The following is a 22,630-nucleotide window of genomic DNA, read 5'->3' on the forward strand; positions in this document are numbered from 1 at the left end:
AAGGGAGAACGCCCCACCGCGCCCCCGCCCGGCGTGACGGAACCCACCGGCCCCCGCCCCGCCACCCCGTTCAAAGTCCGTTAACAATGGACTGTGATCTCACCGGTCTCCTCGTTGCCGCGGAGCGCCCACCGGCCCAGGCCGGAGGCGACTCCCTACGTCGACCTCACCCGTGCCGAGTGGAGCGCGCTGCGCGAAAAGACGCCGCTCCCGCTGAACGCCGAGGAGGTCGAGAAGCTGCGCGGTCTGGGCGATGTCATCGACCTCGACGAGGTACGGGACATCTATCTGCCGCTGTCCCGGCTCCTCAACCTCTACGTGGGCGCCACCGACGGCCTGCGCGGCGCCCTGAACACCTTCCTGGGTGAGCAGGGCTCCCAGTCCGGCACCCCGTTCGTCATAGGCGTCGCCGGCTCCGTGGCCGTCGGCAAGTCGACGGTCGCCCGCCTCCTCCAGGCCCTCCTGGCCCGCTGGCCCGAACACCCGCGCGTGGAACTGGTCACCACCGACGGCTTCCTGCTCCCCATGAAGGACCTCCAGGAACGCGGCCTGGTCTCCCGCAAGGGCTTCCCCGAGTCGTACGACCGCCGGGCCCTGACTCGTTTCGTCGCCGACATCAAGGCCGGCAAGGACGAGGTGACGGCCCCCGTCTACTCCCACCTCATCTACGACATCGTCCCCGACCGGAAGCTGACGGTCCGCCGCCCCCACATCCTCATCGTCGAGGGCCTGAACGTCCTCCAGCCCGCCCTCCCCGGCCAGGACGGCCGCACCCGCGTCGGTCTCGCCGACTACTTCGACTTCAGCGTCTACGTCGACGCCTCCGCCGACGACATCGAGCGCTGGTACCTCAACCGTTTCAAGAAGCTCCGCCAGACCGCGTTCCAGAACCCCGACTCGTACTTCCGCAAGTACACCCAGGTCTCCGAGGACGACGCCCTCGACTACGCCCGCACCCTCTGGCGCACCATCAACAAGCCCAACCTGGTGGAGAACATCGCCCCCACCCGCGGCCGCGCCACCCTCATCATCCGCAAGGGCGCCGACCACAAGGTCCGCCGCCTCAGCCTGCGCAAGCTGTAGGGGGTGTTCGGGCAGTTCCTCGCCCCGTCTTCGGCCCCGGCTGCCCCGGACACCCTGCGGGCATGCCGCATCTGCGCCTGATCACCCCGGCCGACCGGACCGAGAACGTGGTGCGCCTGACCGAGGGCACGTTCGGGTGCACCCACCTCGTCGTCGTACCGGGTGCCGCCCGCGACCCCGCCGGAGAGTCGTGGCGGTCCTGGCGGGCATCGCCGGCACGCTCTCCCTGACCTCGGCCAAGTCCGGAGCCCTGGTGGGCGTGGCCATCTCGGTCACCACGGTCCCGGCCGCCGCGAACGCGGCGGTGGCCCTGGCCTACGGCGACACGAAGCAGACGGTGGGCTCCACGGAGCAACTGCTCCTCAACCTCCTGGGCATCCTCCTGGCAGGCACCTTCACCCTGCTCCTCCAGAAGTGGCTGCGGTCCAAGCCCCGATAGGGGCGCGGGGAACTGCGCGACCAGCCACGGCAAACCCGCAGCCCGCACCACACAGAACCCCACGCCCCTACCCGGAACGAACCCCGGCCCTACCCGAGCGCCGACTTCACCACATCGGCCAACCGCCCGGCAACAGCCCGAGCCTGCTCGATATCGGCCGCCTCCACCATCACCCGCACCAGCGGCTCGGTCCCGGAAGGCCGCAGCAACACCCGCCCCGTGGAACCCAGTTCGGCCTCGGCCTCCCCCACCGCCGCCGCCAGCTCCGGGGACGTGGACACTCGCGACCGGTCCACGTCCGGCACATTGACGAGCACCTGCGGCAGCCGCTCCATCACCCCGGCCAACTCCTGGAGCGTACGCCCGGTCTGCGCGACCCGCGCCGCCAGCAGCAGCCCCGTCAGCGTGCCGTCACCCGTCGTCGCGTGGTCGGAGATGATCACGTGCCCGGACTGCTCGCCCCCGAGCGCGTACCCGTGCTCCTTCATCTCCTCCAGCACGTACCGGTCGCCGACCGCGGCCTGCACCAGCCGCAGCCCCTCCCGCTCCAGCGCCAGCTTGAACCCGAGGTTGGACATCACAGTGGCGACCACGGTGTCGGACCGCAGCACGCCGCGCTCCCGCATGGCCAGGGCGAGAACGGCGAGGATCTGGTCGCCGTCGACCTCGTTGCCCTCGTGGTCCACGGCCAGGCACCGGTCCGCGTCCCCGTCGTGCGCGATCCCGAGGTGCGCCCCGTGCTCCAGGACGGCGGCCTTCAGCGGCCCGAGGTGCGTCGACCCGCACCCGTCGTTGATGTTGAGCCCGTCCGGCTCGGCCCCGATCGTGACGATCTCGGCGCCGGCGCGGGTGAACGCCTCCGGCGAGACCCCGGCGGCGGCGCCGTGCGCCTCGTCGAGGACGATCTTCAGGCCGTCGAGCCGGTTGGGGAGGGCCGAGAGCAGGTGCTCGACGTACTGCCCGAAGCCGTCGTAGGACCGGACGCGCCCGACGCCCGCACCTGTGGGCCGCTCCCAGGGAGCCCCGGTGCGGTGCTCCTCGTAGACGCCCTCGATCTTGTCCTCCAGCTCGTCCGCGAGCTTGTGCCCGCCGCGGGCGAAGAACTTGACGCCGTTGTCCGGCATGGCGTTGTGGCTGGCGGACAGCATCACACCGAGGTCGGCGCCCAGCTCGCCGGTGAGGAACGCCACCGCGGGGGTGGGCAGCACACCGACACGCAGCACGTCGACGCCCGCGCTGGCGAGGCCCGCCACGACGGCCGCCTCCAGGAACTCCCCGGACGCTCGCGGATCCCGCCCGACCACCGCCACCGGCTTGTGGCCCTCGAACGTTCCCGCCTCGGCGAGTACGTGTGCCGCCGCGACGGAGAGTCCGAGCGCGAGCTCGGCCGTCAGATCCGCGTTGGCGACACCGCGCACGCCGTCCGTGCCGAAGAGTCGTCCCACTGTGGTGTCCTCCGAAATTGCTCAGAATGTGCGGCTCGTACTGATGGTCACGAGTGTCCCGGCATTCCCCTGACCAAGTACATCCCCTGAGACTGTCCTCCCCCGTTCGGGGTTGTACCGACAGTCTGTGTATAAGCCTGCGATGAAGGGACGCGTGCTGGTACGCCCTGCCAAGCAAACCGCCCCGGCGGCACGAATACGTGCCACCGGGGCGATACGCGCAATGCGCGACGCACGCGGATCGCGCCCAGCGGCGCGAGCGCGATCTAGCGCTTGCTGTACTGCGGAGCCTTGCGGGCCTTCTTCAGACCGGCCTTCTTGCGCTCGACCGCACGGTCGTCGCGGCGGAGGAAGCCGGCCTTCTTGAGGGCGCCACGGTTGTTGTCGACGTCGGCCTCGTTCAGCGCGCGGGCGACACCGAGACGGAGCGCACCGGCCTGACCGGAGACACCGCCACCGGAGATGCGGGCGATGACGTCGTAGCGGCCCTCGAGCTCCAGCACCTTGAAGGGCTCGTTGACTTCCTGCTGGTGCACCTTGTTGGGGAAGTAGTCCTCAAGGGTGCGACCGTTGATCTTCCACTTGCCGGAACCCGGGACGATCCGGACGCGGGCGATGGCGTTCTTGCGACGGCCCAGGCCGGCGGCCGGCTGCGGGTCGCCGAAGCGGGAGGCCATGGACTCGGAGGTGTACTCGCCCTCGACGGGGACGTCCGACTCCGTGGTGTAGCTGTCGATGTCAAGCTCTTCGAGCGGCTGCTCGGCAGTGGTCTCGGCCACGATTCTCCTCAGATCTTTTCTGTTTGGGGGTGTGGCCGGAACTACTGCGCGACCTGGGTGATCTCGAACGGCACCGGCTGCTGCGCAGCGTGGGGGTGCTGGTCGCCCGAGTAGACCTTCAGCTTCGAGAGCATCTGACGGCCCAGGGAGTTCTTGGGGATCATGCCCTTGATGGCCTTCTCGACGGCCTTCTCGGGGTTCTTCGCCAGCAGCTCGTCGTAACGGACGGAGCGCAGACCACCCGGGTAACCGGAGTGGCGGTACGCCAGCTTCTGGGTCTTCTTGTTGCCGGACAGGTGAACCTTGTCGGCGTTGATGATGATGACGAAGTCGCCCATGTCCATGTGAGGGGCATAGGTCGGCTTGTGCTTGCCGCGGAGGAGGTTCGCCGCAGTGGTAGCCAGACGGCCCAGGACGATGTCCTGTGCGTCGATGACGTGCCACTGGCGAGTCACATCGCCGGGCTTGGGGCTGTACGTACGCACTTCGCAGCCTTCTTCTTCAGTGGATGGGTGGTGACACATGGCATCACTGAAGCGATCGTGCAGCTGGGGACGACAGTGCCGGGAACGCTGCCCGTATGCCGCCCACTGGTAACTGCTCCAGGGAACCCGCGTAAGGACTTCTCGCCTGAGAGCGACCAAGCCAATACGCATAACAATCGGCAAGAGTACTCGGGCCGCCCCGGACGGGTCAAAACGGCCCCGGGGCCGACCCCCACGGCACCCCTTGATCCACTTCGCCCACGGGTCCGATACGATCCGGCCCCGCGTGCCGCAAGGCACGCGGTTCAAGCATGCAAGCTGCAAACCACGGGGTTCACATATGAAGTTTCGCAAGAACGTTGCCGCCGCGATCGTGGCGGCCGGTGTCGCCCTGACCCTGGGCAGCGCCGGCACGGCGTCCGCGTCGAGCTACTACTCGGTGCCCGGCGGCCAGGTGAAGTTCACGTCCAAGGGCGAGATCCTGAAGATCTGGGACATGAAGGCGGGCAAGACCGGTCTCTACGTCTCCGTCTACGACGAGTCCGCGAAGAACCCGACGTTCGACACCTGCAACGTCAAGGGCAAGGGCAAGACCAAGACCTGCGACATGAAGTTCAAGAACGGGCACAAGCTCGACATCGACGTCTTCTCGTACACGAAGCTGAGCGACCACAACTCGTACAAGCTCGTCGCCAGCTGGAAGGACAAGGCGTAACCCGGTACCGAGGAGTAACGCGGTACCAAGGCGTGACCCATAACTGAAGAAGGCCTCCCCTCGCCCGTCTAAACTGCGGCCCATGAGCTTTGGGCAGGGGGGGTCTCAGTGGAGCCCCGGGGGTTCCCACAATCCGTGGGACAGTCAGTGGAGTTCCTCCAGTAACCAGACCCCGGACTGGGCGTCACTCGCCGAGCAGTCCGAGACACGCAACAGGCGCCGCAGACTCCTGCTGATCGTCGGCGGTGCCCTCGCCACGGTCGGCATAGGCGTCGCCGTGGCGATGGCCGTCGTCAACACCGACAACGGGGGCAGCACCACGGCGAACGGCCCGAACAACCCACCGGTCACGGAGGGCATACCGAGCGCCAGCGCGAAGACGGACCCGTCGTTCGCACCGACGTCGGCCCCGCCCCCGCTGAACCCGAAGGACTTCATCTCCAGCTCGGGCAAGGACAAGGCGCCGATCAGCCCGGACATCCTGTTCCCGGGCTCCCAGTTCACCAAGCGCGAGGGTGTCGTCTACCGCAAGGGCGCCACGGCCTCGACGAAGGACTGCGCCTCGGCCGTGCAGGGCACCCTCGACAAGCTCCTCACGGAGAACGACTGCACCCGCTTCATGCGCGTGACCTACTTCCGGGACAAGGTCGCGACCACCATCGGCGTCGCCCTGTTCGACACCGAGGCCAAGGCGACCAAGGTCAAGGACGACTGGGACAAGCAGAGCACCATCGTCTCCCTGTCCGGTGACGGCGTCCCCGCCTTCTGCCGCACGACGGTCTGCCGCACGACCGCCAACTCCTACGGCCGCTACGCCTACTTCACCCTCTCCGGCTTCACCGACGGCAAGGACGTCACGGAGAAGGACAAGGCCGTCTTCACCGCCGGCGACGACCTCAGCAGCTCCACGTACGGACAGATCCGGCGCCGCGGCGAGACCCAGGCGGCCGCCGCGGCCAACGGGCAGTAGCCCGTCGGAACCCCCCGCCGCCCGGGGTCAGCAGCAGCCGGCCCCGGGTACCCCTGGCAGACTCCGCCGGTTCCGCGCCTCCCTGCTCCGCGCGGCCAGCAGCTCGTCCGCCGGGTACCCGACCTCCTCCAGGGTCAGCCCGTGCGGCCGTACGACATGCACGGCGGAGTCCCGTACGCCGGCGGCCAGCACCTTCCCGGGCCATTCGGGCCCCCGGTGGCCGTCCCCCACGAACAGCAGGGCCCCGATCAGCGAGCGCACCATGTTGTGGCAGAAGGCGTCGGCCCGCACGGTGGCGGTGATGATCCCGTCGTCGCCCCGCACCAGGCTCAGCTCCTGCAGTGTGCGGATGGTGGTCGCCCCCTCCCGCCGCTTGCAGTACGCGGCGAAGTCGTGCTCCCCCAGCAGCCGCCGTGCCGCCTCGTTCATGGCGTCGACGTCCAGCGGCCAGTCGTGCCACAGGACGTGACCGCGCAGCAACGGATCGACACCGCCGGGGTTGTCGGTGACCCGGTAGGCGTACCGCCGCCAGATCGCCGAGAACCGCGCGTTGAAGCCGCTGGGCGCCTCCCTGAGCGCCCAGACCCGCACGTCCCTCGACAGACGCCCCGCGAGCCGCTTCAGCAGCTTCTCGTGGTGCTCACGCCAGACCGCCTCCGGCAGGTCCACGTGCGCCACCTGCCCCCGCGCGTGCACCCCGGCGTCCGTCCGCCCGGCCACGGTCAGCTCGAAGGTCTCCCGGGACCGCGTCACGGTCCGCAGGGCGTCCTCGATCTCCCCCTGCACGGTCCGCCGCCCGCCGGCCTGCTTGGCCCACCCGGAGAAGTCACTCCCGTCGTACGACAGATCGAGCCGCACACGGACGAACCCGGGCTGCACTTCGTCACTCACTCCTGAATCCTCCCAGGTACAAAAAAGTGGGCCCGCTCCCTAAGGAACGGGCCCACTCAAACGCGCCCCGTTTTTAGGGGCGCGGGGAACTGCGCGACCAGCCACAACGAACCCGCAGCCGAAAACGCAGCCCCCCGCGGAGCGCTACGCGTCCTTGGACTCCTCGGCAGCCTCGTCCGCGCTGTCGTCAGCCTTGGTGGTGTCCACCTTGGCCTCAGCGGCAGGCGTCTCCGCGTCCTTGGCGGCACGCTTGGTGGCGGCCTCGGCCTCGCCCGTGGCCTCCTGCGCGACGGTCAGCGCCTCGACCAGCTCGATGACAGCCATGGGCGCGTTGTCGCCACGACGGTTACCGATCTTGGTGATCCGGGTGTAGCCACCCGGACGGTTCTCGTACCGCGGGCCGATCTCGGTGAAGAGCGTGTGCACGACGCTCTTGTCCGTGATGACCTGGAGCACCTGGCGGCGGTTGTGAAGGTCGCCCTTCTTCGCCTTGGTGACCAGACGCTCGGCGTACGGCCGCAGACGGCGGGCCTTCGCCTCGGTGGTGGTGATGCGGCCGTGCTCGAAGAGCGACTTCGCGAGGTTCGCGAGAAGCAGCTTCTCGTGCGCGGCACTGCCGCCCAGACGGGCACCCTTGGTGGGCTTCGGCATGGTGTTTCTCCTAGGTGTCTGCCCCGGCCGTACCAGGTACCGGGGTCAGTATCTGAGCAAGCGGTCGCCTGTCAGAGATCCGGACGACAAGCCCCGAAGGGGCGAGTCGCCCGGAAGGGGCGCGGGGAACTGCGCGACAATCCACAGCGCGCCCGCACCCGAGTACGGACCGTTTGGCCCGAGCTCTTAGTACTGCTCGGTCTCCACGAACCCGGCGTCCGCGTCGTCGTCCGCGCCGAAGGCGTCCGCGGCAGCGGTCGGGTCGAATCCGGGCGGGCTGTCCTTCAGGGCCAGGCCCATGCCGGCCAGCTTCGCCTTGACCTCGTCGATCGACTTCGCACCGAAGTTACGGATGTCGAGCAGGTCGGCCTCGGAGCGCGCGACCAGCTCACCCACGGAGTGGATGCCCTCACGCTTGAGGCAGTTGTACGACCGAACGGTGAGCTCGAGCTCCTCGATCGGCAGCGCCAGATCAGCGGCCAGGGCGGCGTCCGTCGGGGACGGACCCATGTCGATGCCCTCGGCGTCGATGTTGAGCTCACGGGCGAGACCGAAGAGCTCGACCAGCGTCTTACCGGCGGAGGCCATGGCGTCACGGGGACGCATCGCCTGCTTGGTCTCGACGTCGACGATCAGCTTGTCGAAGTCGGTGCGCTGCTCGACACGCGTGGCCTCGACCTTGTACGTGACCTTGAGAACCGGCGAGTAGATGGAGTCGACCGGGATACGGCCGATCTCCTGGCCCACCTGCTTGTTCTGCACGGCGGAGACGTAACCGCGGCCACGCTCGACCGTCAGCTCCATCTCCAGCTTGCCCTTGCCGTTGAGCGTGGCGAGGACCAGGTCGGGGTTGTGCACCTCGACACCGGCCGGGGGCGCGATGTCGGCGGCGGTGACCAGCCCCGGGCCCTGCTTGCGCAGGTACATCACGACCGGCTCGTCGTGCTCCGAGGAGACGACCAGCTGCTTGATGTTGAGGATCAGGTCGGTGACGTCCTCCTTGACGCCCGGCACGGTGGTGAACTCGTGCAGGACACCGTCGATCCGGATGCTGGTGACAGCAGCGCCGGGGATCGACGACAGGAGCGTGCGACGGAGGCTGTTGCCGAGGGTGTAGCCGAAGCCCGGCTCCAGCGGCTCGATCACGAACCGGGAGCGGAACTCGTCGACGACCTCTTCGGTCAACGAGGGACGCTGAGCGATCAGCATGTGGTGATCCTTCTGTCAGGGGCGCCCGCTATTTGACGCCCTGATTTGTTACAAGGGTACGGGCGATACGACCCGAAGGAGCCGTACCGCCCGAAAACCTCAGACCAAGCGGCCTGCGTCGAAGATCTGCGAAAGATCAGACGCGGCGGCGCTTGGGCGGACGGCAGCCGTTGTGCGGGGTGGGCGTGACGTCCTGGATGGAGCCGACCTCGAGACCGGTCGCCTGCAGCGAACGGATGGCCGTCTCACGACCCGAGCCCGGGCCCTTGACGAACACGTCGACCTTGCGCATGCCGTGCTCCTGCGCGCGACGGGCGGCCGACTCGGCGGCCATCTGCGCGGCGAACGGCGTGGACTTCCGGGAGCCCTTGAAGCCGACGTGGCCGGCGGAGGCCCAGGAGATCACGTTGCCCGAGGGGTCCGTGATGGAGACGATCGTGTTGTTGAACGTGCTCTTGATGTGCGCGTGGCCGTGAGCGACGTTCTTCTTTTCCTTGCGGCGCACCTTCTTGGCAGCGCCCTGACGACCCTTGGGGGGCATCTACTAACTCCTACGGGGAGGTGGTCGGTCCTACAGCGAAGACCGCTGATGAAGCGTTGTCCGCTGAGGACTACTTCTTGCCCGGCTTCTTCTTACCGGCGATGGCGCGACGCGGGCCCTTGCGGGTGCGAGCGTTGGTGCTGGTGCGCTGACCGCGGACGGGCAGACCACGACGGTGACGGAGACCCTGGTAGCAGCCGATCTCGACCTTGCGGCGGATGTCGGCCTGGATCTCGCGACGGAGGTCACCCTCGGTCTTGATGTTGTTGTCCACGTACTCGCGGATCGCGACGAGCTGCTCCTCGGAGAGGTCGCGAACGCGGGTGTTCGGGTTGACGCCGGTCGCTGCCAGCGTCTCCTGGGAGAGGGTCCGGCCGATGCCGAACACATAGGTGAGGGCGACCTCCACGCGCTTGTCGCGCGGGATGTCAACACCGGAAACGCGTGCCATTCAATGGCTCCTGGTGATTGTCGGAGGTCTTCCGCAGAACCGGCTCCCGGCCGCCGTACCAGGTACGAACCGGGTCCCCGGCCTCCGAGCCGGGGGTGTCAGACGCCGTGCGGCGCCTGGGTCCTGCGTATGAACAATTCAGCTCGCGTCGCGCGAATCCCTGCGATGAAGATGCAGAGGGAGTGGTCGTACGTGCGTCAGCCCTGGCGCTGCTTGTGGCGCGGGTTCTCGCAGATGACCATGACCCGACCGTGACGGCGGATCACCCTGCACTTGTCGCAGATCTTCTTGACGCTCGGCTTGACCTTCATGGGGTGAGGTTCTCCGGGTCAGTGCCACCACCCGCGTCCCGGAAGACCGGGGCACGGAGAGCGGGGGCAAGATCTACTTGTAGCGGTAGACGATCCGGCCACGCGTCAGGTCGTACGGAGACAGCTCCACCACGACCCGGTCGTCAGGGAGGATGCGGATGTAGTGCATACGCATCTTGCCGCTGATGTGTGCCAGGACCTGGTGGCCGTTCTGGAGCTCGACCTTGAACATGGCGTTCGGCAGAGACTCGACGACAGTGCCCTCGATCTCGATGGCACCTTGCTTCTTGGCCACGCTTCGCCCTTCGAATCGACTACCTTGATCGACTCCGCGTAACCGAATGAGGACACACGGAAACACGAGAGCCGACGAGTCAGTCTACGCCAGGGCCTCCAGAAACACGAATTCGGTATGCATGCCCAAGGCTGAAGATCCTTACGCCGCCCCGCAGGAGCGCCCTTGAAAGGGGCGCGGGGAACTGCGCGACCAGCCCCCCCACCGGACCCGCACCCGGCAACGAACCCTCAGCCCACCGGATCCGGAGCCGCAGTGATCCCGTACTCCGCCAGCTTCGCCTTGCCCCCGTCGGGAGCCGTCAGCACAAGCGGCCCCTGCTCGGTCAGGGCGACCGAGTGCTCCCAGTGCGACGACCACGTCCCGTCCGTCGTCACCACGGTCCAGTCGTCCGCCAGGACCTCCGTCTTCGGCGTCCCCAGCGACACCATCGGCTCGATCGCGAGGCAGAAGCCGGGCACCAGCTTCGGTCCCTTCCCCCGCCGCCGCTCGACGTAGTTCAGCAGATGCGGGTCCATGTGCATCTCGGTCCCGATGCCGTGGCCGCCGTAGTCCTCGACGATCCCGTACTTCCCGCCGCCCGGCTTCGGCTGCCGGCGGATGTACGTCTCGATGGCCCGCGAGACGTCGACGAGCCGGTTCCCCTGCTTCATCGCGGCGATCCCGGCCCACATGGACTCCTCGGTCACCCGCGACAGCTCGATCAGCTCCGGAGCGTGCCCGGACCCCACGAACGCGGTGTAGGCGGCGTCACCGTGCCAGCCGTCGATGATCGCGCCGCAGTCGATGGAGATGATGTCGCCGTCCTTCAGGACGACCTCGTCGCTCGGGATGCCATGGACCACGACCTCGTTCACCGAGGTGCAGATCGTCGCCGGGAAGCCGCCGTACCCGAGGAAGTTCGACTTGGCCCCGTGCTCCGCGAGAACCTTGCGGGCGACCTCGTCGAGATCCTTCGTGGAGGCACCCGGCACGGCGGCCTCCCGGGTGGCCGCGTGGATGGCGGCGACGACCAGCCCCGCCTCACGCATCTTGGCGATCTGCTCGGGACTCTTGATCTGCACCATGGGGGCCTGCGCTCTCCGTCTTCCTTGTCGTCCACGAGGCACGGGATCTCGTTCTCGCGTTTTTGCCTACACAACAGTACGGCCGCGGCGCCCCTCACGGGCACCGCGGCCGACGTACCGACCGACGACCTACTGGTCGTCGTCCTCGCGCTTGAGCGCCTCCATGGCGCGCTGGGTGACTTCCTCCACCGGACCGAGCGCCGAGATCGTCACCACGAGGCCCTGGGCCTTGTAGTAGTCGATGATCGGCTCGGTCTGGGTGTGGTAGACCTCCAGGCGCTTGCGGACGGTCTCCTCGGAGTCGTCGTCACGCTGGTACAGCTCGCCGCCACAGACGTCGCAGACGCCCTCCTGCTTCGGCTTCTTGTACGTGACGTGGAAGACGTGGGCGGAGTCGTTGCGGCAGATGCGACGGCCGGCGATCCGCTTGACGACCTCGTCCTCGGGGACCTCCAGGTCCAGCACCGCGTCCAGGTTCATGGACTCTTCCTGGAGCGTCACGTCCAGCGCCTCGGCCTGCGAGACGTTGCGCGGGAAGCCGTCGAGCAGAAAGCCGTGCTCGGCGTCCGGCTGCTCCATGCGGTCCTTGGCCATCGCGATGGTGACCTCGTCCGGCACCAGCTCGCCCTTGTCCATGTAGGACTTCGCGAGTTTGCCGAGCTCCGTCTGCTTGCTGATGTTGGCCCGGAACAGGTCGCCCGTGGAGATGTGCGGGATCGACAGGTTCTGTGCCAGGAACGCGGCCTGCGTTCCCTTGCCCGCACCCGGCGGCCCGACGAGGACGATTCGCATCAGCGGAGGAACCCTTCGTAATTGCGCTGCTGGAGCTGGCTCTCGATCTGCTTCACCGTCTCCAGACCCACACCCACGATGATCAGGATGCTGGTTCCGCCGAACGGGAAGTTGGCGTTTGCCCCGAAACCGGCCAACGCCATTGTCGGCACGAGAGCGATCAGACCCAGGTACAGCGAACCCGGCCAGGTGATCCGGTTGAGTACGTAGCTCAGGTACTCAGCGGTCGGTCGGCCAGCCCGGATGCCCGGGATGAAGCCACCATACTTCTTCATGTTGTCCGCGACTTCCTCGGGGTTGAACGAGATGGCCACGTAGAAGAAGGCGAAGAAGATGATGAGGAAGAAGTAGAGCGTGACGTGAGCCGGCGCTGCCGTGTCGGCCAGGTTTGCCTTGACCCAATTCGCCCAACCCGCTGTGGAGTTGGAGAACTGCACGATGAGCGCCGGGATGTAGAGCAGCGACGAGGCGAAGATCACAGGGATGATGCCGGCCTGGTTGACCTTCAACGGGATGTAGGTCGAGGTGCCACCGTAGGAACGGCGGCCGATCATACGCTTCGCGTACTGGACCGGAATACGGCGCTGGGCCTGCTCGACGAAGACCACCAGTGCGACCATGACCAAGCCGACGGCGATGACGGTGCCGAACTCGATCCAGCCGCCCGCCAGGTCGCCCTGCTCCTTGATCGCCCAGAGGGCGGCCGGGAAGGTGGCGGCGATCGAGATGAACATCAGGATCGACATGCCGTTGCCGATGCCGCGGTCGGTGATCAGCTCACCGAGCCACATGACGAGGGCCGTACCGGCGGTCATGGTGATGACCATGACCATGGTGGCGAAGATGGAATCGTCGGGGACGATCATGCCGGCCTGCGCACAGCCGCTGAAGAGCGAGCCGCTGCGGGCGGTGGCGACGAGGCCGGTGCCCTGGAGGACCGCGAGGGCGACCGTCAGGTAACGCGTGTACTGCGTGATCTTCGCCGTACCGGCCTGCCCCTCCTTCTTCAGGGCTTCCAGACGCGGGATCACCACGGTCAGCAGCTGCAGAATGATGCTCGCCGTGATGTACGGCATGATGCCGAGCGCGAAGATCGTGATCTGCAGCAGCGCGCCACCACTGAACATGTTTACCAGCCCGAACAGACCGGTGTTGGTCTGGGCCTGGTCGATGCAGAACTGGACGGCTGTGTAGTCGACACCCGGGATCGGGACGTGTGTGCCGACTCGGTAGATCACGATGATGCCGAGCGTGAAGAGCAGCTTCTTGCGCAGGTCGGGCGTCTTGAACGCCCGGGCGAACGCGGTGAGCACGGTGCCTCCTGCGACCCCCGCGCTACTGCGTCAAGGGTGACGGTTTTGAGATTCTGATGAGGACGACTTACGTAACGTTTAACTGCCGCGGCGAGTGCCCGGATGGGAGCACCCTGTGAAAAAGGGCAGCGCAGGTCACCTTACCGGCGAGACTGCTTCCCTTGGAACGACCAACCGGGGATACCCCATTTGTGGGGTATCCCCGGTCGGGATCGCTCAAGTCATCGAGACACCTGGTGGGTTCAGACGAGCTCGGTGACGGTACCGCCGGCGGCGGTGATCTTCTCCTTGGCGGAGCCGGAGACGGCGTCGACCGTCACCTGCAGCGCCACGGAGATCTCGCCCTGGCCGAGGACCTTGACGAGGCTGTTCTTGCGGACGGCACCCTTGGCGACCAGGTCGGCAACGGTGACCTCCCCACCCTCGGGGTAGAGGGCGGCGAGCTTGTCCAGGTTCACGACCTGGAACTCCGTCTTGAAGGGGTTCTTGAAGCCCTTCAGCTTCGGGAGACGCATGTGGAGGGGCATCTGGCCACCCTCGAAGCGCTCCGGAACCTGGTAGCGGGCCTTCGTACCCTTGGTACCACGACCGGCCGTCTTACCCTTCGACGCCTCACCACGACCGACACGGGTCTTCGCGGTCTTGGCGCCGGGGGCGGGACGGAGGTTGTGGATCTTGAGCGGGTTGTTCTCCGCCATGATCAGTCGACCTCCTCGACCGTCACGAGGTGGCGGACGGTGTGCACCATGCCGCGGAACTCGGGGCGGTCCTCCTTGACGACCTGCGTGTTGATGCCCTTGAGACCAAGGGAACGCAGGGTGTCACGGTGGTTCTGCTTGCTGCCGATGTAGGACTTGACCTGCGTAATCTTGAGCTGCGCCATGATTACGCACCCGCCCCGGCACGCGCACGGAGAAGAGCCGCGGGAGCGACGTCCTCGAGGGGCAGACCACGGCGGGCCGCGATCTCCTCGGGACGCTGCAGACCCTTCAGGGCCTCCACGGTCGCGTGCACGATGTTGATCGCGTTGTCGGAGCCGAGCGACTTCGACAGCACGTCGTGGATACCGGCGCACTCGAGCACGGCACGCACCGGACCACCGGCGATAACACCGGTACCGGGGGACGCGGGCTTGAGCAGGACGACGCCGGCAGCCTTCTCACCCTGGATGGGGTGCGGGATGGTGCCCTGGATACGGGGGACCTTGAAGAAGTGCTTCTTGGCCTCCTCAACGCCCTTGGCGATGGCGGCCGGCACCTCCTTGGCCTTGCCGTAACCGACACCCACGGTGCCGTCACCGTCGCCCACCACGACCAGCGCGGTGAAGCTGAAGCGACGACCACCCTTCACAACCTTGGCGACGCGGTTGATCGCGACAACGCGCTCAACGTACGCGGTCTTCTCGGCGGCAGCTGCGCCGCCGTCACGGCCCTTCCGGTCCCGCCGCTCGCCGCCACCGGCACCGCCACCGCGGCGCTGGGGTCCAGCCATTGGATTTACCTCTCTCTTTCCGCTAGCTACGCAGCGAGCTCAGAACTTGAGCCCGGCCTCGCGGGCGGCGTCGGCCAGGGCCGCGATGCGACCCGCGTACCGGTTACCACCTCGGTCGAACACAACGGCCTCGACACCGGCGGCCTTGGCACGCTCGGCGACCAGGGCGCCGACCTTGCCGGCCTGCGCCGACTTGTCCTCCGACGCACCACGGATCGACGAGTCCAGGGTGGACGCCGACGCAAGGGTGTGACCCTTGAGGTCGTCGATCACCTGGGCCACGATGTGGCGGTTCGAGCGGGTCACGACCAGGCGGGGACGCTCAGCCGTACCGTTGACCTTCTTACGGATCCGGATGTGGCGCCGCTTGATGGCAGCACGCTTGTAAGCGTCGCCCTTAGCGATCTTCGTACCGTATGCCATGGCTTACTTACCCGCCTTTCCGACCTTGCGGCGGATGACTTCGCCCTCGTACTTGACGCCCTTGGCCTTGTACGGGTCGGGCTTGCGCAGCTTGCGGATGTTGGCCGCAACCTCGCCGACCTTCTGCTTGTCGATGCCCTCGACCTGGAAGCGGGTCGGGGTCTCCACCTTGAAGGTGATGCCCTCGGGCGCCTCGACGGTGATCGGGTGGCTGTAGCCGAGCGCGAACTCGAGGTTCGAACCCTTGGCCTGCACGCGGTAACCGACACCGCTGATCTCGAGCTTCTTCACGTAACCCTGGGTCACGCCGGTGATCATGTTCGCCACCAGCGTGCGGGACAGGCCGTGCAGGGCCTTGCTCTGACGCTCGTCGTTGGGGCGGGTGACGTTCAGAACGCCGTCCTCACCCTTGGCGATCTCGATCGGCGCGGCGACGGTGTGGGTCAGCGAGCCCTTGGGGCCCTTGACCGAGACCGTCTGGCCGTCGATGGTGACGTCCACGCCGGCGGGAACCGTGATGGGGAGCTTGCCAATACGCGACATAGCTGTTTCCTCCGATTCCTTTCCGCTACCAGACGTAGGCGAGGACTTCTCCGCCTACGCCCTTCTTGCCGGCCTGCTTGTCGGTGAGGAGCCCGTGGGACGTGGAGATGATCGCCACGCCGAGGCCGCCCAGCACCTTGGGCAGGTTGGTGGACTTCGCGTAAACCCGGAGACCGGGCTTGGAGATCCGCTTGATGCCCGCGATGGAGCGCTCACGGTTGGGGCCGAACTTCAGCTCCAGGACGAGGTTCTTGCCGACCTCGGCGTCCTCGACCTTCCAGCCCGTGATGAAGCCCTCCTGCTGGAGGATCTCCGCGATGTGAGACTTGATCTTCGATGCCGGCATCGTCACGGAGTCGTGGTATGCCGAGTTCGCGTTCCGCAGACGCGTAAGCATGTCTGCGATCGGATCAGTCATGGTCATGAAGTGGCCTTCGGCCTCTCTCGCCGGGGTTTCCTGGTGCGCCATCCCTCTCCCCGATCCGAGACGGGGCGGGTGCGGCGCGGTGGACCTACGGCGTAGTAAGTCGTACGGGCGACCGTCAGGCGCCCAACCCTCCAAGCCTAAGCCATGGAAGGGAGGGCGCCTGACACGCCCAGTGCTTACCGAGAGCTTCGGGAATCCCTAGAAAGAGGGGATTACCAGGAGCTCTTGGTCACGCCCGGCAGCTCGCCACGGTGAGCCATCTCACGGAGGCACACGCGGCACAGGCCGAACTTGCGGTACACGGAGTGCGGACGGCCACACCGCTGGCAGCGGGTGTACGCGCGCACGGCGAACTTGGGCTTACGAGCAGCCTTGGCAATCAGAGCCTTCTTCGCCATCTCGCTCACGCCTCCTTGAAGGGGAAGCCGAGGTGACGAAGGAGCGCGCGGCCCTCAGCGTCGTTGGTCGCCGTGGTCACCACGGTGATGTCCATGCCCCGGGTACGGTCGATCTTGTCCTGGTCGATCTCGTGGAACATGACCTGCTCGGTGAGACCGAAGGTGTAGTTGCCACGGCCGTCGAACTGCTTGGGGGACAGACCACGGAAGTCGCGGATGCGCGGCAGCGCGAGCGACAGGGTGCGGTCCAGGAACTCCCACATGCGGTCGCCACGGAGCGTGACGTGGGCACCGATCGGCTGGCCCTCACGCAGCTTGAACTGCGCGATGGACTTGCGGGCCTTGGTGACGGCCGGCTTCTGACCGGTGATCGTGGTGAGGTCGCGGATGGCGCCCTCGATCAGCTTGGAGTCGCGGGCGGCGTCGCCCACACCCATGTTGACCACGATCTTGACGAGGCCGGGGATCTGCATGACGTTCTCGTACTTGAACTCGTCACGCAGCTTGCCCGCGATCTCCTCGCGGTACTTCGTCTTGAGACGCGGAGTGGTGGTGGTAGCCATCAGATGTCCTCACCCGTCCGCTTGGCAACGCGAACCTTGTTGCCCTCGTCGTCGAAGCGGTAACCGACGCGGGTCACGACCTTCTTGCCGTCCTTCTCCACGACCAGCTGGACGTTGGAGACGTGGATCGGGGCCTCGGTGGTGATGATCCCGCCGGCCTGCGAACCGCGAGCGGTCGGCCCGGCCTTGGTGTGCTTCTTGACCCGGTTGACACCCTCGACCAGGACGCGGTCCTCGCGGGGGAAGGCCGCGATGACCTTGCCCTGCTTGCCCTTGTCCTTACCGGTGATGACCTGGACCAGGTCGCCCTTCTTGATCTTCATGCTTACAGCACCTCCGGCGCGAGCGAGATGATCTTCATGAACTTCTTCTCGCGCAGCTCACGGCCGACCGGGCCGAAGATACGGGTGCCGCGAGGGTCGCCGTCGTTCTTCAGAATGACGGCGGCGTTCTCGTCGAAGCGGATGTACGAGCCGTCCGGACGGCGGCGCTCCTTGACGGTGCGAACGATGACCGCCTTGACGACGTCACCCTTCTTCACGTTGCCACCGGGGATCGCGTCCTTGACGGTGGCGACGATGACGTCACCGATGCCCGCGTAGCGGCGACCGGAGCCACCGAGCACACGGATGCAAAGGATCTCCTTCGCACCAGTGTTGTCGGCGACACGCAGTCGCGACTCCTGCTGGATCACGTCTATCTCCTGATTGTCTGCCGGTTCCCTCCGGGGGTTGAACCGGAGAGCCTGGCGGAACCGCCCTGCGAGGATTGCCCCGCAGGAATTACTTGGGCCGCCCGGCGGGCTGCGGAGAACACCCACGCTGCTCGCGCGCGTGCTTCACGCAGCCCGGCCGGCTTCCGGCGAGACGTCCGTACGTCGTTTCACGGACCTCCCGCCGGGCGGCGAGCCTGTCTGCGGGTCAGCCCCGCAGGGACTACTTGGCCTTCTCGAGGATCTCGACGACGCGCCAGTGCTTCGTGGCGGACAGCGGCCGGGTCTCCATCAGGAGGACACGGTCGCCGACGCCGGCGGCGTTCTGCTCGTCGTGGGCCTTGAGCTTGCTCGTGCTGCGGATGACCTTGCCGTACAGGGCGTGCTTCTTGCGGTCCTCGACGGCGACGACGACGGTCTTGTCCATCTTGTCGCTGACGACGATGCCCTCACGGGTCTTGCGGAATCCGCGCGCCTCGGTGTTCGTCTCAGTCACGTTGTTCTCGCTCATCAGGCGTTCTCCACCGTTTCGATGCCCAGCTCACGCTCGCGCATCAGGGTGTAGATCCGCGCGATGTCCTTGCGGACCGCCTTCAGACGGCCATGGTTCTCGAGCTGTCCGGTCGCCGCCTGGAAGCGGAGGTTGAACAGTTCTTCCTTGGCTTCGCGGAGCTTGTTCAGCAGCTCCTCGTCACCCAGCTCGCGCAGCTCGGACGCCTTGGTACCGGCCGACATCACGCTTCACCTGCCTCGCGCTTGACGATCCGGCACTTCATCGGCAGCTTGTGGGCGGCGCGAGTCAGGGCCTCACGGGCGATCTTCTCGTTGGGGTAGGACAGCTCGAACATGACCCGGCCCGGGTGCACGTTCGCGATCCACCACTCCGGCGAACCCTTACCGGAACCCATGCGGGTCTCGGCGGGCTTCTTCGTGAGCGGGCGGTCCGGGTAGATGTTGATCCAGACCTTGCCACCACGCTTGATGTGGCGGGTCATCGCGATACGAGCCGCCTCGATCTGGCGGTTGGTCACGTACGCCGGCGTGAGGGCCTGGATGCCGTACTCGCCGAACGCGACCGTCGTACCACCCTTGGCCTGACCACGGCGCTTCGGGTGGTGCTGCTTGCGGTGCTTGACCCTACGGGGGATCAGCATGTCCCTCAGGCCTCCGTTCCGGTGCTCTCAGCCGGAGCCGACGCGGCAGCGGCGCCCGAAGACTCAGTCTTGGGGGCCTCGGCGCCTGCAGCCTGCTGCGGCTTACGACCGCGCCCGCCACGCTCGCCACCGCGGCCACCACGGGCCGGGCGGTCAGCGCCACCACGGGCCGGGCGGTTGCCGGCGCGGGCAGCGGCGTTCTCGGCGCGGACCTCGGCGATGTTCTTGACGTCGCCCTTGTAGATCCAGACCTTCACACCGATGCGGCCGAAGGTCGTCTTGGCCTCGAAGAAGCCGTAGTCCACGTTCGCGCGGAGCGTGTGCAGGGGCACACGGCCCTCGCGGTAGAACTCCGAGCGGGACATCTCGGCGCCACCGAGGCGGCCACCGCACTGGATCTTGATGCCCTTGGCGCCGGCCTTCATCGCCGACTGCATGCTCTTACGCATGGCGCGGCGGAAGGAGACGCGGGAGGAGAGCTGCTCGGCGACGGCCTGGGCCACGAGCTGAGCGTCCGTCTCGGGGTTCTTGACCTCGAGGATGTTCAGCTGGACCTGCTTGCCCGTGAGCTTCTCGAGGTCACCGCGGATGCGGTCGGCCTCGGCGCCACGGCGGCCGATGACGATGCCCGGACGCGCGGTGTGGATGTCCACGCGGACGCGGTCACGGGTGCGCTCGATCTCGACCTTGGAGATGCCGGCGCGCTCCATGCCGGACGTCATCATCCGACGGATGGCGACGTCTTCCTTGACGTAGTCCTTGTACAGCTTGTCGGCGTACCAACGCGACTTGAAGTCGGTCGTGACACCGAGCCGGAACCCATGCGGGTTTACCTTCTGGCCCATTACCGGGTTCCTTCCTTGCTGCTGACGACCACGGTGATGTGGCTGGTCCGCTTGCGGATCCGGTAGGCACGGCCCTGCGCACGCGGACGGAACCGCTTCAGGGTCGGGCCCTCGTCGACGTACGCCTCGCTGATGAACAGCGAGGAGGCGTCCGTGTGGTCGTAGTTGTGCGCGGCGTTGGCGATGGCGCTGTCCAGCACCTTGCCGACCGGCACGCTCGCGGCCTGCGGGGCGAAACGCAGGACCGCCTGAGCCTCCGTGGCGTCGAGGCCACGGATGAGGTCCACCACGCGGCGGGCCTTCATGGGCGTGACGCGGATGTACCGCGCCTGGGCCCTGGCTTCCATGGTTGTCCTTCCAGTGTCTGTCATGGTCATTCCACCCCGCGTTAGCGGCGCTTCGACTTCCGGTCGTCCTTGACGTGACCCCGGAAGGTGCGCGTCGGCGAGAACTCGCCGAGCTTGTGGCCGACCATCGACTCGGTGACGAACACCGGAATGTGGGTCTTGCCGTTGTGCACCGCGATCGTGTGGCCGAGCATGGCCGGGATGATCATCGAGCGACGGGACCAGGTCTTGATGACGTTCTTGGTGCCGGCTTCGTTCTGGGCGTCCACCTTCTTGATCAGGTGGTCGTCGACGAAGGGCCCCTTCTTGAGACTGCGCGGCATCTGAACCCGCTCCTAGCGCTTCTTGTTCGTCTTGCGGCGGCGGACGATGTACTTGTTCGAAGCCTTCTTCGGCGAACGAGTACGACCCTCCTTCTGACCCCAGGGGCTGACCGGGTGGCGACCACCGGAGGTCTTGCCCTCACCACCACCGTGGGGGTGGTCAACCGGGTTCATCGCCACACCGCGAACGGTCGGGCGGACGCCCAGCCAGCGCTTGCGGCCGGCCTTGCCCCAGTTGATGTTGCTCTGCTCGGCGTTGCCGACCTCGCCGACGGTGGCGCGGCAGCGCACGTCGACCAGGCGGATCTCACCGGACGGCATGCGGAGGTGGGCGTAGGCGCCCTCCTTCGCGAGCAGCTGCACGGAGGCACCGGCGGAGCGGGCGAACTTGGCACCGCCACCGGGACGGAGCTCGATCGCGTGGATCGTGGTACCGACCGGGATGTTGCGGAGGGCCAGGTTGTTGCCCGGCTTGATGTCGGCCCCGGGACCGTTCTCCACGCGGTCACCCTGCTGCAGGTTGCGCGGGGCGAGGATGTAGCGCTTCTCGCCGTCGGCGTAGTGCAGCAGCGCGATGCGCGCGGTGCGGTTGGGGTCGTACTCGATGTGCGCGACCTTCGCCGGCACGCCGTCCTTGTCGTGACGACGGAAGTCGATCACTCGGTAGGCGCGCTTGTGTCCGCCACCCTGGTGGCGAACGGTCACACGACCGGCGTTGTTACGGCCGCCCTTGCTGTGCAGGGGGCGGACCAGCGACTTCTCCGGCGTGGACCGCGTGATCTCGACGAAGTCGGCGACGCTGGAGCCGCGACGGCCCGGCGTAGTCGGCTTGTACTTGCGGATTCCCATTTCTCAGTCCTCGTCCGATATCGGACGATCCGACCCGCTTACGCGGTCGGACCGCCGAAGATGTCGATACGGTCGCCCTCGGCAAGGGTCACGATCGCGCGCTTGCTGTCGGCACGCTTGCCGAAGCCGGTGCGGGTCCGCTTGCGCTTGCCCTGGCGGTTGATCGTGTTGACCCCGGTGACCTTGACCGAGAAGACCGCCTGGACGGCCTGCTTGATCTGGGTCTTGTTGGCGCCGGGAGCCACGATGAAGGTGTACTTGCCCTCGTCGAGGAGCGCGTAGCTCTTCTCCGACACGACCGGCTTCAGCAGCACGTCACGGGGGTCCGTGAACGCCTTGCTGGGCGCGGTGACGACGGTGTTCTTGCCCTCGGCGGCGTGGCGACGCGCCTTGGCGACGCGCGCGGCCTTGGCGGCCTTCGCAGCCTTGGAGGCAATGCTCGGGTGACGCGTAGCCATCAGGCCTCGCTCCCTTCGGTGTCGGTGGCCTTCGGGCCGGCGACGAAGGACTCGAGAGCGGCCTGGGTGAAGACCACGTCGTCCGAGACGATCACGTCGTACGTGTTCAGCTGGCCCGGCTCCAGGATGTGGACCTGGGGCAGGTTGCGGGCGGAGAGCCACGCGGCCTCGTCGGCACGCTCGACGACCAGGAGCAGGTTCTTGCGCTCCGAGATCTTGCCGAACAGCGACTTGGCGGCCTTCGTGGACGGGTTCTCGCCCTCGATCACGCCGGAGACGACGTGGATGCGGTTGTGGCGGGCCCGGTCGGTGAGGGCGTGACGCAGGGCCGCGGCCTTCATCTTCTTCGGGGTCCGCTGCGAGTAGTCACGCGGCACGGGACCGTGCACGACGCCACCACCGGCGAACTGCGGCGCGCGGGTCGAGCCCTGACGGGCGCGGCCGGTGCCCTTCTGCCGGTAAGGCTTCTTACCGCCACCACGGACTTCGCCGCGGGTCTTGGTCTTGTGCGTGCCCTGACGGGCAGCCGCGTTCTGCGCGACGACGACCTGGTGGATCAGCGGGATGCTGACCTTCTCCACGCCGAAGATCTCCGCGGGGAGTTCGACGCTTCCGGTCTTCTCGCCGGCAGGCGAAAGGATGTCAACAGTGCTCATCGGT

Annotated in this window: 36 protein-coding genes and 1 pseudogene; 5 read left to right on the forward strand and 32 right to left on the reverse strand. The window is 67.0% G+C overall.

Annotation, left to right across the window (positions count from 1 at the left end):
- Positions 1-93 precede the first annotated feature (93 nt).
- The 3 genes and pseudogenes from coaA to P8T65_RS17620 all read left to right on the forward strand — a co-directional run.
- A complete protein-coding gene (gene coaA / locus P8T65_RS17610) occupies positions 94-1,083 on the forward strand; it encodes a type I pantothenate kinase (protein ID WP_316726276.1) in 990 nt (329 codons plus the stop codon).
- Positions 1,084-1,145: 62 nt separating this feature from the next.
- The gene (locus P8T65_RS17615) at positions 1,146-1,313 is read left to right on the forward strand and encodes a hypothetical protein (RefSeq protein WP_316731963.1); all 168 of its coding nucleotides are present in this window, start codon (positions 1,146-1,148) and stop codon (positions 1,311-1,313) included.
- A pseudogene (locus P8T65_RS17620) lies at positions 1,271-1,522 on the forward strand (DUF389 domain-containing protein); the annotation flags it as partial. The gene P8T65_RS17615 and the pseudogene P8T65_RS17620, both read left to right, overlap by 43 nt.
- A gap of 89 nt (positions 1,523-1,611) precedes the next feature.
- Here the strand turns inward: P8T65_RS17620 and glmM are convergent.
- The 3 genes from glmM to rplM all read right to left on the reverse strand — a co-directional run bounded on the left by glmM (position 1,612) and on the right by rplM (position 4,231).
- Positions 1,612-2,967 (reverse strand): phosphoglucosamine mutase, encoded by a 1,356-nt coding sequence (glmM, locus tag P8T65_RS17625; RefSeq protein ID WP_316726277.1) that lies wholly within the window; start codon positions 2,965-2,967, stop codon positions 1,612-1,614.
- A gap of 266 nt (positions 2,968-3,233) precedes the next feature.
- Positions 3,234-3,746 (reverse strand): 30S ribosomal protein S9, encoded by a 513-nt coding sequence (gene rpsI, locus P8T65_RS17630; RefSeq protein ID WP_184904621.1) that lies wholly within the window; start codon positions 3,744-3,746, stop codon positions 3,234-3,236.
- A gap of 41 nt (positions 3,747-3,787) precedes the next feature.
- Positions 3,788-4,231: a 50S ribosomal protein L13 gene (rplM, locus tag P8T65_RS17635; RefSeq protein WP_033528354.1), complete on the reverse strand. Its 444-nt coding sequence runs from the start codon at positions 4,229-4,231 to the stop codon at positions 3,788-3,790.
- A 340-nt stretch (positions 4,232-4,571) separates the two neighbouring features.
- Between rplM and P8T65_RS17640 the strand changes: the two genes are divergently transcribed.
- Together P8T65_RS17640 and P8T65_RS17645 are read left to right on the forward strand one after the other, a co-directional pair.
- Positions 4,572-4,946 (forward strand): hypothetical protein, encoded by a 375-nt coding sequence (locus P8T65_RS17640; protein ID WP_316726278.1) that lies wholly within the window; start codon positions 4,572-4,574, stop codon positions 4,944-4,946.
- A gap of 82 nt (positions 4,947-5,028) precedes the next feature.
- Entirely contained in the window at positions 5,029-5,916 is an 888-nt protein-coding gene (locus P8T65_RS17645) for a hypothetical protein (RefSeq protein WP_316726279.1), read from the forward strand.
- A gap of 27 nt (positions 5,917-5,943) precedes the next feature.
- On the opposite strand, the gene truA is transcribed toward P8T65_RS17645, so the two are convergent.
- From truA to rplD, 29 genes are all read right to left on the reverse strand, one after another.
- Positions 5,944-6,807, reverse strand: a complete 864-nt coding sequence (gene truA, locus P8T65_RS17650) for a tRNA pseudouridine(38-40) synthase TruA (protein ID WP_316726280.1) — start codon at positions 6,805-6,807, stop codon at positions 5,944-5,946.
- 144 nt (positions 6,808-6,951) lie between these two features.
- On the reverse strand, positions 6,952-7,458 hold the full coding sequence (rplQ, locus tag P8T65_RS17655) for a 50S ribosomal protein L17 (RefSeq protein WP_230219591.1): 507 nt from the start codon (positions 7,456-7,458) through the stop codon (positions 6,952-6,954).
- Positions 7,459-7,644: 186 nt separating this feature from the next.
- Positions 7,645-8,667, reverse strand: a complete 1,023-nt coding sequence (locus P8T65_RS17660; protein ID WP_003966937.1) for a DNA-directed RNA polymerase subunit alpha — start codon at positions 8,665-8,667, stop codon at positions 7,645-7,647.
- Positions 8,668-8,803: 136 nt separating this feature from the next.
- Positions 8,804-9,208 (reverse strand): 30S ribosomal protein S11, encoded by a 405-nt coding sequence (gene rpsK, locus P8T65_RS17665; protein WP_003956432.1) that lies wholly within the window; start codon positions 9,206-9,208, stop codon positions 8,804-8,806.
- A 70-nt stretch (positions 9,209-9,278) separates the two neighbouring features.
- On the reverse strand, positions 9,279-9,659 hold the full coding sequence (rpsM, locus tag P8T65_RS17670; RefSeq protein ID WP_128433137.1) for a 30S ribosomal protein S13: 381 nt from the start codon (positions 9,657-9,659) through the stop codon (positions 9,279-9,281).
- 197 nt (positions 9,660-9,856) lie between these two features.
- Positions 9,857-9,970: a 50S ribosomal protein L36 gene (rpmJ, locus tag P8T65_RS17675; RefSeq protein ID WP_003998809.1), complete on the reverse strand. Its 114-nt coding sequence runs from the start codon at positions 9,968-9,970 to the stop codon at positions 9,857-9,859.
- Positions 9,971-10,043: 73 nt separating this feature from the next.
- A complete protein-coding gene (gene infA / locus P8T65_RS17680; RefSeq protein WP_003948620.1) occupies positions 10,044-10,265 on the reverse strand; it encodes a translation initiation factor IF-1 in 222 nt (73 codons plus the stop codon).
- A 230-nt stretch (positions 10,266-10,495) separates the two neighbouring features.
- Positions 10,496-11,332, reverse strand: coding sequence for a type I methionyl aminopeptidase (gene map, locus P8T65_RS17685; protein WP_230219589.1), 837 nt, complete (start codon positions 11,330-11,332; stop codon positions 10,496-10,498).
- Positions 11,333-11,461: 129 nt separating this feature from the next.
- Positions 11,462-12,124 (reverse strand): adenylate kinase, encoded by a 663-nt coding sequence (locus tag P8T65_RS17690; protein ID WP_316726281.1) that lies wholly within the window; start codon positions 12,122-12,124, stop codon positions 11,462-11,464.
- Positions 12,124-13,437, reverse strand: coding sequence for a preprotein translocase subunit SecY (secY, locus tag P8T65_RS17695; RefSeq protein WP_316726282.1), 1,314 nt, complete (start codon positions 13,435-13,437; stop codon positions 12,124-12,126). The genes P8T65_RS17690 and secY overlap by 1 nt, the downstream gene beginning before the upstream one ends.
- A gap of 242 nt (positions 13,438-13,679) precedes the next feature.
- Positions 13,680-14,135 carry a 50S ribosomal protein L15 gene (gene rplO, locus P8T65_RS17700; RefSeq protein ID WP_059079051.1) on the reverse strand — a complete coding sequence of 152 codons (456 nt, stop codon included), beginning with the start codon at positions 14,133-14,135 and terminating at the stop codon, positions 13,680-13,682.
- 2 nt (positions 14,136-14,137) lie between these two features.
- Positions 14,138-14,320 carry a 50S ribosomal protein L30 gene (gene rpmD / locus P8T65_RS17705; protein ID WP_003974250.1) on the reverse strand — a complete coding sequence of 61 codons (183 nt, stop codon included), beginning with the start codon at positions 14,318-14,320 and terminating at the stop codon, positions 14,138-14,140.
- 2 nt (positions 14,321-14,322) lie between these two features.
- The gene (rpsE, locus tag P8T65_RS17710) at positions 14,323-14,928 is read right to left on the reverse strand and encodes a 30S ribosomal protein S5 (RefSeq protein ID WP_009190144.1); all 606 of its coding nucleotides are present in this window, start codon (positions 14,926-14,928) and stop codon (positions 14,323-14,325) included.
- A gap of 39 nt (positions 14,929-14,967) precedes the next feature.
- Entirely contained in the window at positions 14,968-15,351 is a 384-nt protein-coding gene (gene rplR, locus P8T65_RS17715; RefSeq protein ID WP_005481210.1) for a 50S ribosomal protein L18, read from the reverse strand.
- A gap of 3 nt (positions 15,352-15,354) precedes the next feature.
- Complete coding sequence (gene rplF / locus P8T65_RS17720) at positions 15,355-15,894, reverse strand: 50S ribosomal protein L6 (protein WP_184904635.1); 540 nt, start codon at positions 15,892-15,894, stop codon at positions 15,355-15,357.
- A 25-nt stretch (positions 15,895-15,919) separates the two neighbouring features.
- Positions 15,920-16,318, reverse strand: coding sequence for a 30S ribosomal protein S8 (gene rpsH, locus P8T65_RS17725; RefSeq protein ID WP_007384075.1), 399 nt, complete (start codon positions 16,316-16,318; stop codon positions 15,920-15,922).
- A gap of 215 nt (positions 16,319-16,533) precedes the next feature.
- Positions 16,534-16,719, reverse strand: a complete 186-nt coding sequence (locus tag P8T65_RS17730; protein WP_004571834.1) for a type Z 30S ribosomal protein S14 — start codon at positions 16,717-16,719, stop codon at positions 16,534-16,536.
- A 5-nt stretch (positions 16,720-16,724) separates the two neighbouring features.
- Positions 16,725-17,282 (reverse strand): 50S ribosomal protein L5, encoded by a 558-nt coding sequence (rplE, locus tag P8T65_RS17735; protein ID WP_020135807.1) that lies wholly within the window; start codon positions 17,280-17,282, stop codon positions 16,725-16,727.
- Positions 17,282-17,605, reverse strand: coding sequence for a 50S ribosomal protein L24 (gene rplX / locus P8T65_RS17740; protein WP_184904637.1), 324 nt, complete (start codon positions 17,603-17,605; stop codon positions 17,282-17,284). Before rplX ends, rplE begins: the two co-directional genes overlap by 1 nt.
- Positions 17,606-17,607: 2 nt before the next feature.
- Complete coding sequence (gene rplN / locus P8T65_RS17745; protein WP_003998823.1) at positions 17,608-17,976, reverse strand: 50S ribosomal protein L14; 369 nt, start codon at positions 17,974-17,976, stop codon at positions 17,608-17,610.
- Between the two features lie 241 nt (positions 17,977-18,217).
- Positions 18,218-18,505 (reverse strand): 30S ribosomal protein S17, encoded by a 288-nt coding sequence (rpsQ, locus tag P8T65_RS17750; protein ID WP_006130775.1) that lies wholly within the window; start codon positions 18,503-18,505, stop codon positions 18,218-18,220.
- Positions 18,505-18,729, reverse strand: coding sequence for a 50S ribosomal protein L29 (gene rpmC / locus P8T65_RS17755; RefSeq protein WP_030671810.1), 225 nt, complete (start codon positions 18,727-18,729; stop codon positions 18,505-18,507). Before rpmC ends, rpsQ begins: the two co-directional genes overlap by 1 nt.
- Positions 18,729-19,148 carry a 50S ribosomal protein L16 gene (gene rplP, locus P8T65_RS17760; RefSeq protein WP_004927269.1) on the reverse strand — a complete coding sequence of 140 codons (420 nt, stop codon included), beginning with the start codon at positions 19,146-19,148 and terminating at the stop codon, positions 18,729-18,731. Before rplP ends, rpmC begins: the two co-directional genes overlap by 1 nt.
- A gap of 5 nt (positions 19,149-19,153) precedes the next feature.
- Positions 19,154-19,993, reverse strand: a complete 840-nt coding sequence (rpsC, locus tag P8T65_RS17765) for a 30S ribosomal protein S3 (protein WP_230219583.1) — start codon at positions 19,991-19,993, stop codon at positions 19,154-19,156.
- Positions 19,993-20,340: a 50S ribosomal protein L22 gene (gene rplV / locus P8T65_RS17770; RefSeq protein WP_184904641.1), complete on the reverse strand. Its 348-nt coding sequence runs from the start codon at positions 20,338-20,340 to the stop codon at positions 19,993-19,995. The genes rpsC and rplV overlap by 1 nt, the downstream gene beginning before the upstream one ends.
- A gap of 41 nt (positions 20,341-20,381) precedes the next feature.
- A complete protein-coding gene (gene rpsS, locus P8T65_RS17775) occupies positions 20,382-20,663 on the reverse strand; it encodes a 30S ribosomal protein S19 (protein WP_033528345.1) in 282 nt (93 codons plus the stop codon).
- 12 nt (positions 20,664-20,675) lie between these two features.
- Positions 20,676-21,512 (reverse strand): 50S ribosomal protein L2, encoded by an 837-nt coding sequence (gene rplB, locus P8T65_RS17780; RefSeq protein ID WP_055517283.1) that lies wholly within the window; start codon positions 21,510-21,512, stop codon positions 20,676-20,678.
- A gap of 38 nt (positions 21,513-21,550) precedes the next feature.
- Complete coding sequence (gene rplW / locus P8T65_RS17785; RefSeq protein ID WP_062023384.1) at positions 21,551-21,970, reverse strand: 50S ribosomal protein L23; 420 nt, start codon at positions 21,968-21,970, stop codon at positions 21,551-21,553.
- Entirely contained in the window at positions 21,970-22,626 is a 657-nt protein-coding gene (rplD, locus tag P8T65_RS17790; protein ID WP_316726283.1) for a 50S ribosomal protein L4, read from the reverse strand. The genes rplW and rplD overlap by 1 nt, the downstream gene beginning before the upstream one ends.
- Positions 22,627-22,630 lie beyond the last annotated feature (4 nt).

The sequence above is a fragment of the Streptomyces sp. 11x1 genome, assembly GCF_032598905.1.
Classification (GTDB): Bacteria; Actinomycetota; Actinomycetes; order Streptomycetales; family Streptomycetaceae; genus Streptomyces.

Bases quoted from the DNA above. Each gene is read 5' to 3' on its own strand.
- P8T65_RS17615 (WP_316731963.1), top strand. From the start codon at position 1,146: ATGCCGCATCTGCGCCTGATCACCCCGGCCGACCGGACCGAGAACGTG.
- P8T65_RS17640 (WP_316726278.1), top strand. From the start codon at position 4,572: ATGAAGTTTCGCAAGAACGTTGCCGCCGCGATCGTGGCGGCCGGTGTC.
- P8T65_RS17645 (WP_316726279.1), top strand. From the start codon at position 5,029: ATGAGCTTTGGGCAGGGGGGGTCTCAGTGGAGCCCCGGGGGTTCCCAC.
- rplQ (WP_230219591.1), bottom strand. From the start codon at position 7,458: ATGCCGAAGCCCACCAAGGGTGCCCGTCTGGGCGGCAGTGCCGCGCAC.
- P8T65_RS17660 (WP_003966937.1), bottom strand. From the start codon at position 8,667: ATGCTGATCGCTCAGCGTCCCTCGTTGACCGAAGAGGTCGTCGACGAG.
- rpsK (WP_003956432.1), bottom strand. From the start codon at position 9,208: ATGCCCCCCAAGGGTCGTCAGGGCGCTGCCAAGAAGGTGCGCCGCAAG.
- rpsM (WP_128433137.1), bottom strand. From the start codon at position 9,659: ATGGCACGCGTTTCCGGTGTTGACATCCCGCGCGACAAGCGCGTGGAG.
- rpmJ (WP_003998809.1), bottom strand. From the start codon at position 9,970: ATGAAGGTCAAGCCGAGCGTCAAGAAGATCTGCGACAAGTGCAGGGTG.
- map (WP_230219589.1), bottom strand. From the start codon at position 11,332: ATGGTGCAGATCAAGAGTCCCGAGCAGATCGCCAAGATGCGTGAGGCG.
- P8T65_RS17690 (WP_316726281.1), bottom strand. From the start codon at position 12,124: ATGCGAATCGTCCTCGTCGGGCCGCCGGGTGCGGGCAAGGGAACGCAG.
- rplO (WP_059079051.1), bottom strand. From the start codon at position 14,135: ATGGCGGAGAACAACCCGCTCAAGATCCACAACCTCCGTCCCGCCCCC.
- rpmD (WP_003974250.1), bottom strand. From the start codon at position 14,320: ATGGCGCAGCTCAAGATTACGCAGGTCAAGTCCTACATCGGCAGCAAG.
- rpsE (WP_009190144.1), bottom strand. From the start codon at position 14,928: ATGGCTGGACCCCAGCGCCGCGGTGGCGGTGCCGGTGGCGGCGAGCGG.
- rplR (WP_005481210.1), bottom strand. From the start codon at position 15,351: ATGGCATACGGTACGAAGATCGCTAAGGGCGACGCTTACAAGCGTGCT.
- rplF (WP_184904635.1), bottom strand. From the start codon at position 15,894: ATGTCGCGTATTGGCAAGCTCCCCATCACGGTTCCCGCCGGCGTGGAC.
- rpsH (WP_007384075.1), bottom strand. From the start codon at position 16,318: ATGACCATGACTGATCCGATCGCAGACATGCTTACGCGTCTGCGGAAC.
- P8T65_RS17730 (WP_004571834.1), bottom strand. From the start codon at position 16,719: ATGGCGAAGAAGGCTCTGATTGCCAAGGCTGCTCGTAAGCCCAAGTTC.
- rplE (WP_020135807.1), bottom strand. From the start codon at position 17,282: ATGGCTACCACCACCACTCCGCGTCTCAAGACGAAGTACCGCGAGGAG.
- rplX (WP_184904637.1), bottom strand. From the start codon at position 17,605: ATGAAGATCAAGAAGGGCGACCTGGTCCAGGTCATCACCGGTAAGGAC.
- rpsQ (WP_006130775.1), bottom strand. From the start codon at position 18,505: ATGAGCGAGAACAACGTGACTGAGACGAACACCGAGGCGCGCGGATTC.
- rpmC (WP_030671810.1), bottom strand. From the start codon at position 18,729: ATGTCGGCCGGTACCAAGGCGTCCGAGCTGCGCGAGCTGGGTGACGAG.
- rplP (WP_004927269.1), bottom strand. From the start codon at position 19,148: ATGCTGATCCCCCGTAGGGTCAAGCACCGCAAGCAGCACCACCCGAAG.
- rpsC (WP_230219583.1), bottom strand. From the start codon at position 19,993: ATGGGCCAGAAGGTAAACCCGCATGGGTTCCGGCTCGGTGTCACGACC.
- rplV (WP_184904641.1), bottom strand. From the start codon at position 20,340: ATGGAAGCCAGGGCCCAGGCGCGGTACATCCGCGTCACGCCCATGAAG.
- rpsS (WP_033528345.1), bottom strand. From the start codon at position 20,663: ATGCCGCGCAGTCTCAAGAAGGGGCCCTTCGTCGACGACCACCTGATC.
- rplB (WP_055517283.1), bottom strand. From the start codon at position 21,512: ATGGGAATCCGCAAGTACAAGCCGACTACGCCGGGCCGTCGCGGCTCC.
- rplW (WP_062023384.1), bottom strand. From the start codon at position 21,970: ATGGCTACGCGTCACCCGAGCATTGCCTCCAAGGCTGCGAAGGCCGCC.
- rplD (WP_316726283.1), bottom strand. From the start codon at position 22,626: ATGAGCACTGTTGACATCCTTTCGCCTGCCGGCGAGAAGACCGGAAGC.